This is a genomic window from Hymenobacter convexus, assembly GCF_030580955.1.
Lineage (GTDB): Bacteria > Bacteroidota > Bacteroidia > Cytophagales > Hymenobacteraceae > Hymenobacter.
In genome coordinates this window covers 45,854-58,042 of record NZ_JAUQON010000002.1, presented here as the reverse complement: position 1 = coordinate 58,042, position 12,189 = coordinate 45,854, and the positions used below count along the sequence as shown (strand labels likewise).

General features: G+C 61.6%; 10 protein-coding genes. 9 read left to right on the top strand and 1 reads right to left on the bottom strand.

The features are described from left to right. Positions 1-25 precede the first annotated feature (25 nt). From dut to Q4S41_RS03730, 5 genes are all read left to right on the top strand, one after another. Positions 26-463 (top strand): dUTP diphosphatase, encoded by a 438-nt coding sequence (gene dut, locus Q4S41_RS03750; protein WP_305029769.1) that lies wholly within the window; start codon positions 26-28, stop codon positions 461-463. A 126-nt stretch (positions 464-589) separates the two neighbouring features. Next, a complete protein-coding gene (locus Q4S41_RS03745; RefSeq protein ID WP_305029768.1) occupies positions 590-1,600 on the top strand; it encodes a sugar phosphate nucleotidyltransferase in 1,011 nt (336 codons plus the stop codon). Between the two features lie 156 nt (positions 1,601-1,756). Beyond that, positions 1,757-3,535: a tetratricopeptide repeat protein gene (locus Q4S41_RS03740; protein WP_305029767.1), complete on the top strand. Its 1,779-nt coding sequence runs from the start codon at positions 1,757-1,759 to the stop codon at positions 3,533-3,535. Continuing rightward, complete coding sequence (locus tag Q4S41_RS03735) at positions 3,528-4,307, top strand: DUF4292 domain-containing protein (RefSeq protein WP_305029766.1); 780 nt, start codon at positions 3,528-3,530, stop codon at positions 4,305-4,307. The genes Q4S41_RS03740 and Q4S41_RS03735 overlap by 8 nt, the downstream gene beginning before the upstream one ends. A 24-nt stretch (positions 4,308-4,331) precedes the next feature. Further along, positions 4,332-5,897, top strand: a complete 1,566-nt coding sequence (locus Q4S41_RS03730; RefSeq protein WP_305029765.1) for a murein hydrolase activator EnvC family protein — start codon at positions 4,332-4,334, stop codon at positions 5,895-5,897. A 424-nt stretch (positions 5,898-6,321) separates the two neighbouring features. Here Q4S41_RS03730 and Q4S41_RS03725 read toward each other — a convergent pair whose 3' ends face one another. After that, entirely contained in the window at positions 6,322-7,266 is a 945-nt protein-coding gene (locus tag Q4S41_RS03725) for a GAF domain-containing DNA-binding protein (RefSeq protein WP_305029764.1), read from the bottom strand. Positions 7,267-7,542: 276 nt separating this feature from the next. Here Q4S41_RS03725 and Q4S41_RS03720 point away from each other — a divergent pair, with 276 nt between their 5' ends. The 4 genes from Q4S41_RS03720 (at position 7,543) to Q4S41_RS03705 (ending at position 12,183) form a co-directional block, all read left to right on the top strand. Next, positions 7,543-7,911: a Sec-independent protein translocase subunit TatA/TatB gene (locus Q4S41_RS03720; protein ID WP_305029763.1), complete on the top strand. Its 369-nt coding sequence runs from the start codon at positions 7,543-7,545 to the stop codon at positions 7,909-7,911. 44 nt (positions 7,912-7,955) lie between these two features. Beyond that, entirely contained in the window at positions 7,956-8,426 is a 471-nt protein-coding gene (gene tatA, locus Q4S41_RS24545) for a Sec-independent protein translocase subunit TatA/TatB (RefSeq protein WP_369811239.1), read from the top strand. Positions 8,427-8,454: 28 nt separating this feature from the next. Beyond that, positions 8,455-9,885, top strand: coding sequence for an Asp-tRNA(Asn)/Glu-tRNA(Gln) amidotransferase subunit GatA (gatA, locus tag Q4S41_RS03710; protein ID WP_305029762.1), 1,431 nt, complete (start codon positions 8,455-8,457; stop codon positions 9,883-9,885). Between the two features lie 150 nt (positions 9,886-10,035). Beyond that, positions 10,036-12,183, top strand: a complete 2,148-nt coding sequence (locus Q4S41_RS03705; RefSeq protein ID WP_305029761.1) for a LysM peptidoglycan-binding domain-containing protein — start codon at positions 10,036-10,038, stop codon at positions 12,181-12,183. The last annotated feature ends 6 nt before the right edge of the window (positions 12,184-12,189 follow it).

Sequence of the window (12,189 nt, the reverse complement as noted above, 5' to 3'; positions counted from 1 at the left end):
TCGGCACCGTTTTTATTTTTTGCGCATGCAAATTTCCGTCATCAACCACTCGGGCCACCCGCTGCCCGAATACCAAACGCCCCACGCCGCCGGCCTCGACCTGCGGGCTCACCTCGTGGATGGCCCCATCACCCTCGGGCCGCTGGAGCGGCAGCTGATTCCCACCGGCCTGAGCCTGGAAATTCCGGTGGGCTACGAGGCGCAGGTGCGGCCCCGCAGCGGGCTGGCGGTGAAGCACGGCATCGGCATTGTAAACAGCCCGGGAACGATTGATGCCGACTACAGGGGCGAAATCCGGGTGCTGCTGGTGAATTTATCCAACGAACCGTTTGTGGTTAACAACGGCGAACGCATTGCCCAACTGGTAGTTGCAAAACACGAAACCATTGTGTGGCAGCCTGTGGAGGCGCTGAGCGCAACCCAACGCGGCACGGGTGGGTATGGCAGTACAGGAAAAAGCTAATATCCAGTAATCGGTTGTTCGCGGGCCGGCCCTAGCTTCGGGCTGCCAAACGGCCAATTGCCGAAAATGGCCCTGCCCTTTAAAATTCTACACAACGGACTTTTAGTACCTGACCACTTTTAACAAATGAAAATCATCGTCCCGATGGCCGGCATGGGCAAGCGCATGCGCCCCCACACCCTCACCGTTCCCAAACCCCTGATTCCGATTGCGGGCAAGCCCATTGTGCAGCGCCTCGTAGAGGATATTGCTAAAGTGTGTGGCGAGCCGGTGGACGAAGTCGCCTTCATCATCGGCCGTTTCGGCGCCGAGGTGGAGAAAAATCTGGTGAAAATTGCCGAATCGGTGGGCGCCAAGGGTACCATCGTGTACCAAGACGAGCCGCTGGGCACGGCCCACGCCATTCTCTGCGCCAAGGAGTCGCTGACTGGCCCGGTGGTGGTGGCGTTTGCCGATACCTTGTTTAAGGCCGATTTCACGCTTGATTCCAGCGTGCCTGGTACCATCTGGGTGCAGAAGGTGGACGACCCGCGCCCCTTCGGCGTGGTGAAGCTCAACGAGCAGGGCCAGATTACGGAGTTTGTGGAGAAGCCGCAGGAATTCGTGTCGGACCTGGCCATCATCGGCATCTATTATTTCCAAGACGGCGAATATTTGCGCAGTGAGCTACAATACCTGCTCGACAACGACATCAAGGACAAGGGCGAGTACCAGCTCACCAATGCCCTTGAAAACATGAAGAACAAGGGCACGGTGTTCGTGCCCGGCCGCGTGACCGAGTGGCTCGACTGCGGCAACAAGGACGCCACGGTGTTTACTAACCAGCGCTACCTGGAGTACCTGAAGGAGCGCGGCGAGTCGCTGGTGGCGGCTTCGGCCAAAATCACTAACTCGGTGCTGATTGAGCCGGTTTACATCGGCGAAAACGCCATCGTGACGGACTCGGTGGTGGGGCCGCACGTGAGCCTGGGCGACCACGCCAACGTGCGCGACTCGCGTTTGTCGAATTCCATTGTGCAGCAGTCGGCCTCGGTGCTGAACGCGGTGATTACAAATTCGATGATTGGCAACTACGCCGGCGTGACGGGCACGCCCGACGACTTGAGCCTCGGCGATTATAACCAGCTGCGGGTGTGACATTTTAAGTCGGAAATGCGTTACTAGCGACGCGGCCTTCTGCGGAGGGCCGCGTCGTTCGTTCGTATTACCCGTAAATTCGTGAGCCGGGCCCGGGGTCCGGTTTTGTTGTATATGCGTCAAGTTGCTCTAAGTCTGTTGCTTTGGATGGGAACAGTGGCTGTCGGCCACGCCCAGGCCACGGAAGGTGCGCCCCAGCCACCCGCCAAACTGAGCCGCAAGGAGCAGCGTGCCCTGGAAAAAGAGCAGCGCGAGCTGGATAAGAAGCTGGCCGAAGCCAAGGCCAAGCGCGCCGCCGCGCCGCCGCTCACGGAGCGGGAGCGCGAGATGAGCGAGGCGCTGTTTGTGGAAGGGGTGAAGTATGTGCTGCTAGAAGACTATACCAAGGGCCTGGAGCAACTGCTGAAAGCGTATTCGCTGAGCCCAGACAACGCGGCCATCAACTACAAGATAGCCGAAGCGAACCTGCTGAGTGGCAACCTGCGCGACGCCACCAACTACGCCGAAGCCTCCATTCGGCTCGATTCAAAAAACGCCTACTACTACCTGCTGCTGGCCCAGATTCAGGCCACCCAGAAGCAGTACGACGGCGCCACCAAAACCTACGCGGCCCTCATCAAGCAGGTGCCGAATTCGGGCAACTACCTGTTCAACTTGGCCGACCTGTACCTGGCTCAGAACAAGCTGCCCGAGGCCCTGAGCACCCTAGACCAGGCCGAAAAAGAGTTTGGGCAGGTAGATGAGATTTCGTTCAAGAAGCAGCAGATTTACCTCAAGCAGAACAAGCTGGATTTGGCGCTGGCCGAGGGCGAAAAGCTCATTAAGGCCAACCCGACGGAGAGCCGCTACGTGCTGGCCCAGGCCGAGATGTACGCCAGCAACAACCGCCTGCCCGACGCCGTGCGCGTGGCCCAGCAGGCCCTGCGTCTCGACCCCGACAACCCGCAGGCCCACATGATTCTGGCCGAGGTGTACCGCCAGCAAAGCCAGCCCGACGAGGCCGCCCAGCAGCTCAAGCAGGCCTTCGCCAGTCCGGCCCTGGACATTGACGAGCGGGTACGCATTCTGGTGGGCTACATCAAGCAACTGCCAAATCCCAAGGAATCCATCAACCAGCTGGCGCGGGATTTGGCGGCCGAAACCATCAAAACCTACCCGAAGGATGCGAAATCCTACGCCGTGGCCGGCGACATCCAGACCCTGACCGACCACAAGAAGGACGCCCGCGACACGTATCTGAAGGCGTTGCGCCTCGATAATTCCAAGTTTCAAATCTGGCAGCAAGTAGTACTCATCGATGCTGAGCTAAACCAGACAGATTCGCTGCTGGCGCACACCGACCGCGCGCTGGAGCTGTTTCCGAACCAGTCGTCGCTCTGGTTTTACAACGGCGCGGCGCATCTGCTCAAAAAGCAGCCGCAGAAGGGCGTGAAAGCCCTGGAGCACGGCCGCAAGCTGGTGGTGAACAACCCCGAGTTGCTGGGCCAGTTCGACGCGCAGCTGGGCGATGCCTACCACGAGATGCGCTTGTATGAAAAGTCGGACGCGGCGTATGAATCGGCGCTCAACAGCGACCCCAACAACGTGCAGGTGCTCAACAACTACAGCTACTTCCTGTCGCTGCGCGGCGAGAAGCTCGACAAGGCCAAGCAGATGTCGGGCAAGGTGGTGAAGCAGTTTCCCGACAACGACACCTACCTCGACACCTACGCCTGGGTGCTGTACAAGCAGAAAGACTACGCCGGCGCCAAAGCGGCGCTCGATAAGGCCATGCAAACCACCAAGGACGGCTCTATCATCGAGCACTACGGCGACGTATTGTACCAGCTTGGCGATAAGGAAAAAGCCGTGGCCGAATGGCAGCGCGCCCGCAAAATCGGCGGCACCTCCGACCTGCTGGAGCGCAAATTGAAAGACCACAAACTCTATGAATAAACTAACCTTGCTGCTGGCCCTGGGGCTACTTCTGGGCAGCTGCGCCCGCAAAGCGACGCCCGTTACGTCTACCAACGGCCCCGGTACCTCGGTGGCGGTGGCCGAGCCCACGGTGCGCGCCACTAATACCTCTTTCCTGTTTTTGAACGCCAAAGGCAAGGCCCAAATCACGATGAAGGGCAACAAGCAGGGGGCAAATATCTCCCTGCGCATGCGCCGCGACAGCATCATCTGGGTCACGGCCGGGCTGCTAGGCGTGGAAGGTGTGCGCGCCGTGCTCACGCCCGACTCGGTGCGGGTGGTGAACAAGCTGGAGAAGACCTACTTCACCGGCGGCTACGACTACTTGAGCAAGCTGCTGAACGTGCCCGTGAGCTTCGCCCAAATGCAGGCTCTATTGCTCGGCGACTACCTGCCCGCGCCCGCCGGCACTCAGCCCACCATTGCCACCGAAGAAGCCAACCGCCAGCGCGTGAGCTACCCGCTGGCCGGCGTGCTCGTTGAGCGGCTGTTGCAGCCCGGCACCGGTCGCGTGCAGCAGCTGAAGGTGAGCGACGCCGCCACCCAGCGCAACCTGACCGTGGACTACACCGATTTCAAGCCCCTGGAAGAGCCCGGCAACCTGCCTTTTGCGCATTCGGCCTTCATTCAGGCACAGCAGGCCACGGCGGGGGCCGTCACAGCGGCCATCAACTACACCAAAGTGAACGTGGGCCGCGAGCGGCTGGCGTTTCCTTTCGCCGTGCCCAAGGGCTACAAGCGCCAGAAATAAGCAGTGGTTTTTGACTGGCACCCGGTGAAGCGTAAACGGATAGAGCAGGCTGATTGTCTTATAAAGGCGGCTTGGCAGCAGCTGCGGCAGACGCATGGTCGTGGCCTGCTGCTGTGCCTGCTGGCGGCGTGGCTGGCCCTGCCGGCCGCCGCTCAGCAGCGCAGAAAGAAACAGACGGCCCAAGCCGCTGCCGCGCCAAAGCCAAAAACCAGAAGCCAAAAACCAAAAACCAACTCCACGCGCCCCAAAACCAAAGCCCAGCTGGAACGCGAGCGACAGAATAATCTGCGCCAGATTCAGGCCACCAGCCAAGCCCTGAATCAAACGCAGGAGAAGAAAAAAGCTAGCTTGGGCCAGCTCAACGTCATCAAGGAAAAGCTGACCGAGAAAAAGCAGGTCATTCAAGGCATTTCGACGCAGCTGCACGGCATCGAAACCAACGTGCACCAAACGGCCACCCAGGTGCTGCAAACCCAGCAAACCCTGCGCGAGCTAAAGGGTGAATACGCCCGACTGCTCTACACGGCTTCGAAAACGGCCAACGGCTTCAATCGGCTGATGTTTTTGTTTGCTTCGGAGTCGTTCAATCAATTTGCCTTGCGGCTGCGCTACATCCGCCAATACACCGAGGAGCGGCAGCGGCAGGCGGCCCGCATCATGGGCACGCAGTACCGGCTGCACCAGCAACTTTCGGGCCTCACGCAGCAGCAGAAACGCAAAAGCAGCTTGCTGAACAACCAGCTGAACGAGAATAAAAACCTGCTCACCCTCAAGTCGAAAGAAGACGAGATGGTGCAGCAGCTCAGCCAGCAGGAGCAGGGCCTGCGCCAGGAACTGGAAGAACGCCGCCAGGCCGTAAACCGCCTCGACAACCTGATTGCCGAGCGGGTGCGCGAAGAAATTGCCCGGGCTGCCCGGGCGGCGCGCTTGGCCGCCCGGCGCCAAGCCGCGCTAGCCGCCGCCCGCGACGCCCGCCGAACTGCCGCTGCCCGCAACGCCGCCGGTGGGGCCGGCCCCGCCCGCCCGCGCCGCGAAACGGCCGCCGCCAGCGAGGACGCCAGCGATGCCGATAACGCCACGGCCGCCCCCGAATCGGACGCGCCCGAAACCGCCGCCGAAGCTGCCGCCGACCGCCGCGCTGTGCGCATCGCCCTCACCCCCGAGTCGGCGCTGGCTTCTTCTTCGTTTTCCGGCAACCGGGGCCGCCTGCCCTGGCCGGTGAGCCGGGGCTTCATCAGCCAGCATTTTGGCCGCCACCCGCACCCGGTACTGAAAAACGTGACCGTGGAAAACCGCGGCGTCGACATTCAAACCGCCGCCGGCGAGGAAGTGCGGTCCTGCTTTGATGGCAAGGTGCTTACCATTGCCAACATCGCCGGCATGAACACCATTGTCATGATTCAGCACGGCGACTTCTTCACGGTGTATGCCAAGCTGCGCTCCGTGAATGTGCGCGAAGGCCAGCGCGTGAGTGCCCGCGAAGTCATCGGCACGGTCGCCACCGATTCGGAGGGCACGTCCGAAGTGCAGTTCCAGGTGTGGCACAACTCGGCCAACCTCAACCCGGAGAGCTGGCTGGGACACAAGTAGGCGGAGGGCTCCTGTCATTGCGAGGCCGCAGGCCGCGGCAATCCGTCCTCTCAAACCCAAGTATGCTCTTCTACCAGAAAGCCCCGGCACTGTGCAGTGTCGGGGCTTTTATCGGGGTTTGTCGCATTAAAAGGCTGGTCGCTCAGAACAGGACGGATTGCCACGGCCTGCGGCCTCGCAATGACAGCCGAAACCAACCGGGCAAAAAAAAACACCGAGCAAAGCGCGGTGTCTTTCTGAGCTATGAAAACAAACTTAGCTGTCGGCAGGAGCGGCTTTTGAGGCGTGCTGCAACCGATAACCGATTCAAAATTGGGGGCGGCGCGGGGCTCAGAATTTGGCAACTCGGCGAATGGAGCCTCCGACACGGTGAACGTCGCATTCGGCTAGGCGCAGTGCTGAAACGCTACAGCACCGTACCGACTCAGACCAGATTCAGGCGGCCCAGCAAACCGGCCTTGTAGGAGCTGCCGATGGGCACCCGCACGGTGGTGCGCGACACGTGGGCATCGCGCACGCCGTCGAGCAGGGCCACGTCGCCCTCAATAGCCACGATGCGGTCGAGGCGCACGATGTATTTGCGGTGCACCCGGGCAAAATCGCGCACCGGTAGCTTCGTTTCCAGGTCCTTCATGGTGCCGTACATGGTGAGGCGCTCGCGGGTGGTGTGCAGGTTCACGTAGTCGCCCAGGGCTTCGATGTACTGCAAATCGGCGGTGGGCACGCGTACTAGGCGCTGTTCCTGCTTCACAAATATTTCGGCGCGGGCGCTGGCGTAGAGACTGTCGCCGGTGCTGTTGGCCATGCGCAACACTCCGTCGAGCTTCTGCCGCTCGTCTTCGAGCTGCACGCGGATGCGGCGTAGCTCCAGGTGTGCCATCACCTGGCGGGCCAGGATGCGGAGCGCATCGCGCTGGTCGGTGGAAAGCTCGCGCGGAATGGTGTCGATGGCGCAGAGCGTGCCCAGCGGCAGGCCTTCGGGCGAGAGCAGCGGGGCGCCCGCGTAGAAGCGGATGTTGGGGTCGCCGGTGACGAGGGGATTGTTGGCAAAACGTTCGTCGACGGTGGCGTCGCGCACTTCGTACACGTTGTTGGCGCGCATGGCGTACTGGCAGAACGCGTGCTCGCGCGGCGTTTCCTGCACATTCAGGCCCACGCGGGCTTTAAACCATTGGCGGTCGCCGTCAATCAATGAAACCAGCGAAATGGGCGTGCCGCAGATGAAAGCCGCCAGCTGCGCAATGTCATTGAACACCTGCTCCGGGCCCGTATCCAGCACCTGGTAGCTTTGCAGCGTTTCCAAGCGGTCGGCCTCGTTTACCTGACGCAGGGAGGCATCGGCCGGCGTGGCGAATTTGGGTGATTTCACAGCGAAGAGTAGTAAGAAGTGAACATTCCACTCAAAGCTGTTAAATAATAAAGCTCAGCGTGAAAAACTTAACAAAACTAATTAAGTCTTCATGCATGCAGCCAGCCATTCCGTTCAACCCTGATTTTCGCCCGGTCAATTGCCCCGATTCACCCGCCGAATCATTGCTTCATTCAGCAAACACCTGCTATCCGGTATCTTTGATACTCCAAAATGTGTTTGGCTGCGTATATCCTCCTTTATCATCCTAACCGGGCCTTGGCGGCCCTTGCGCTCATGCATCATCCCCTATTTCTGATTGGCAGCTTTGGCACCACCGAAATGCTGCTCATTCTCTTCGTTGTTATTCTGCTGTTCGGCGCCAAGCGCATTCCGGAGTTGTTCCGGGGCATGGGCCAGGGCGTGCGCGAGTTTAAAGACGCCAGCACCCGCCCCGAGGAGCAGCAGCCGCAGTACCGCGACCAGCCTACGGCGCCGCCCGTGCAGCCGCCTTATCAGCAGCAGTATCCGCAACAAGGCTACCCCCAGCAACCCCAGCAAGGGTACCCGCAGCAGCCCCAGCAGGGCTACCCGCAGCAAGGCTACCAGCAGCCCGCGCCGCCCGCCTACAACCCCAACGACCCGGCTTCGCAGCCGCGCCAATAGTCCTGCGGGCTCATTTTATTTAATCATTCAAACCCCACATTCTTATGTTTGGTGATATCGGCGGTTCCGAGGTGATACTGATAATGGTCGTCATCCTCATTTTTTTTGGAGCCAATAAAATTCCAGAATTAGCCCGGGGCCTGGGCAAAGGCATCCGTGAGTTTAAAGACGCCAGCACCGAAATCCGGCGCGAATTTGAGCAGGCCGGCCAGCCCGCGCCTCCCGCCAATAACTACGCGCCCCAGCAGCAGTACGGCCCCCAAAACCAGTACCCGGCCCCTTTGCCGGTGGCCGATGCCGAGCCCGGCTCGGGTTTCGACCCGTGGGCTTCGCCGGCCTACGTAGCGCCCACTACGGTGGCCGCTGCCACGGCGCCGGACCAGCCTTTTGAGCACAGAACCGAGGAGCCTGCACCGCCGGTAGCCCATCAGTTGCCGCCCAATCTGGCGCCGGAAGGCACTCAGCCCCGGCAGCCCTATATTCCGGCTAATGCTAGTCCTAGCGCTGATGCCTAACTTTGGGCGCACCTAATCTGCAAGTAGTTTGAAGCGTTTTCAGTCTTTATCCGAAGTTCGTAGCGAGCTGACGGCGGGCACCACGTCCTGCCGCCAGCTCGTTGAGTATTACCTGGGCAACATCGAGCGCCAGAATCCCACCCTCAACGCTTTTCTGGAAGTGTGGCCCGACGAGGCCCGCGCCCAGGCCGACGCTGTGGATGCCCGGCTGGCCGCCGGCACCGCCGGTCCGCTGGCCGGCATGGTCATCGGCATCAAGGACGTGCTGGCTTACGCCGGCCACTCGCTGCAAAGCAGCAGCCTGATGCTCGACGGCTTCAAGTCGCTCTACACCGGCACGGCCGTGCAGCGCCTGCTCGACGCCGACGCCATCATCATCGGCCGCCAGAACTGCGACGAGTTTGCCATGGGCGGCTCGAACGAAACCTCCTACTTCGGCCCGGCCCGCAACGCAGCCGACCCGGAGCGGGTGCCCGGCGGCTCGTCGGGCGGCTCGGCGGTGGCCGTGCAGGCCGATATGTGCCTGGCCTCGATTGGGTCCGACACGGGTGGCTCGGTGCGGCAACCGGCGGCGTTTTGCGGCGTGGTGGGCTTTAAGCCGACTTACTCGCGCATTTCGCGCTACGGACTGGTGGCCTTCGCCTCGTCGTTCGACCAGATTGGGCCCATCACCCGCTCGGTGGCCGATGCGGCTTTGCTGACCGAAATAATGGCCGGCCCCGATGGCATGGACAGCACCGCCAGCCAGCGCGAAGTACCCGCCTACAGCCAGCTGCTGACGCCCGCACCTCACTACCGCATCGGTTACATTGCCGATGCCATTGATAGCGAGGGATTGAACCCAGAAATCAAGTCGGCGCTGGAAACCCAGCTGGAGCTGTTGCGCGGCCAAGGCCACGTGGTGGAGGCGGTGGAATTTCCCTACCTCGACTACATGATTCCGACCTATTACATCCTCACCACGGCCGAAGCCAGCTCCAACCTAGGCCGCTTCGATGGGGTGAAGTATGGCTACCGCGCCCCGGATGCCACGGATTTGGAGTCGCTCTACAAGAAAAGCCGGGCCCAAGGCTTCGGGGCCGAAGTGCAGCGCCGCATCCTACTCGGTACCTTCGTACTCAGCGCCAGCTACTACGACGCTTACTACACCAAGGCCCAGCGCGTGCGCCGGCTCATAAAGGAGAAAACCGACGAGCTACTGCGCCAATACGATTTCCTGGTGCTGCCCACCACGCCCACCACGGCCTTCAAAATTGGCGAGAAGCAGGACCCGGTTTCGATGTACCTGGCCGATATTTTCACGGTGCAGGCCTCGCTGGCCGGCGTGCCCGCCATTTCTGTCCCGGTGGGGGAGGACGCCGCCGGCCTGCCCATCGGGCTGCAGGTGATGGCCGGGGCTTTCCGCGAAGCGGAGTTGCTGGCCTTTGCCAGCGCGCTGACAGAGGAAGTGTTGGCTTGAAAACAAGTCAGTTCAAATGAATGAGAAATGCCCCGACCAATTGGTCGGGGCATTTTTTCGTTTAGGAGACACCCCTAGCGCGTTCAGGCGCGTATGGAAATTTTTGCATTCATCTCTACAAGTTCTTTACCCACCGCCTATCTTAGTGCTATGAAGCAAGGGATTAAGCACGCGAAAATGCCCCGCCGCAACCGCCATTGGCTGGGCCTGGGGCTACTGGGGCTGCTGTTGCCGCTGCCTAAAGCCATGGCCCAGGAAGTGCCCGCGCCGGACCCGAACGGCCAGGTAATTTCCACGATGCCAGCACTGTTGGGCGACACCGTGCGCGTGCACTTGGAGTTGCAGCCTGACACGCTGGTGGCCGCGCCCGCGCAGGTCGACTCGGCCCGGCTAGAATGGCTGCGCACGCCGCCCACCTTGCGCGACCTGGTGTGCGACCGAGTGGGCTGCTTCGAAACCGACGTGCCGCATCAGTTCAACAACTCGGTGATGGCCTACGTGACCTTGTTCACGGCCCGCAACCGCAGCTACCTGCAGCGCGTGCTGGAGCGCGAAAACCTGTACTTCCCCATCTTCGAGAAATACCTTGCCAAATACAACCTGCCCACGGACCTGAAATACCTGGCTGTGGTGGAATCGGCCCTGATTCCGACGGCCAAGTCGCCAGTAGGCGCCACTGGCCTCTGGCAGTTCATGGGCCCCACGGCCGGCGACCTGCGCTTGGTGCGCGACGAATGGGTGGACGAGCGCATGGCCCCCGAAAAAGCCACCGAAGCCGCCTGCAAGCACCTTCGCTACCTCTACGGCGTGTTTCATGACTGGGAATTGGTGTTGGCCGCCTACAACTGGGGTGCGGGCAGCGTGCAGCGCGTGATGCGCCGCACTGGCAAAAAGACCTTCTGGGAACTGTACCCCAACATGCCGGCCGAAACGCGCAACTACGTGCCCACCTTCACGGCCATCATGTACAGCATGAAGTACGCCGAGGCCCACGGCCTGCGCTCCGACAAGCTGCGCTACCAGTACGCCGAACAGATGGATACGTTGGGCCTGCGCGGCCGGGCCTTCGACCTGCGCCGCCTGAGCCGCGCCTGCGGCTACGACGACTCCCTGTTCCTAACGCGTTTCAACCCCGAGCTGCGGCGCGCGGCGCTGCCCGCCGGCTACCGTTCCTACGTGGTACGGTTTCCGTCCTCAGCCGCCGAGCACTTGGGTGATGTAGACCGGAATACCTTGCTGGACTACTGCCAGCCCACGGCGGAGTTGCCGCTGCCGCTGGCCGTACTGCCGCCCCGCCTGGAGGGTGTGGAGCCCTGGGTGAGCAAGCAGATGCTGGCTGCCACGGCCGGCCCGCGAGCTGAGGCGGAACCTTCGGAGCCGCGTTTCCGGCGGGTGCCGCATAAGGTGAAGAAGGGCGAAACGCTGGCTAGTCTGGCCGAGCGGTTCGAGGTGAGCCAAAGCCAGTTGCGCCGTTGGAATGAATTGCCAAAGGGCAAGGCGCTGAAGCCCGGCAAGCAACTGGTGATTTTTATGCCGATGCCTGTGGCAGCGCCCAGTGCGCCGAAAGCGCCGGTTGAGGCCATTGCCGTGGCGCCGCGTCCGGTGCGGCCGGTGGTTTCGGATGAAGAAGCCCTGGCCCGCAAAGAGCAGGCCGCTGCTAATGCCCGGGAAGTGGCTCGCGTGCAGGAACTGATTAAGCAGGAGAAGCTACAGGAAACCCGGCTGGTAGCCATTCGGCAGCGGCAGGCCATTCAGCAGGCGGCCGCTGATGCGCAGGCCCGCGTGGCCGCCCGCCGCCTGGCCCAGACGCAGGCCGCCGAAGCCAAGCGCAACGAAGCCAAAGCCGTAGCCGAATCGGAAGTAGCTGTAGAAACCACGGCGGCCGCTGAGGAGCCCGTGAACACCGGCCCCTACACCGTGCGCCGGGGCGACAACCTCACCAAGCTGGCCCGCGAGCACGGCGTGAGTGTAGCACAGCTGGTAGCCTGGAACAAGCTGGCATCCGAAAACGTGGTGATGGGCCAGCGGCTGGTGTTCAGCGCGCCCACGGAAACGGAAGCGGTTGCCGAAGCTCCTCGCAAACCCGCCAAAGCTGCGGCAAAAGAACTGGCTGCAACACCCAAAAGCGCGCTGAGTAAGCACGACTTAGCCTCGAAGGTGCATCTGGTGCAGCCCGGCGATACGCTGTTCAACATCTCACGCCGGTTTGGGGTGAGCGTGCAGCTGTTGCGTGAGGTCAACCACCTCACTTCCGACGAGGTGAAGCTGGGCCAAAAGCTGCTGGTGCCGCAGAGTTGATAACTG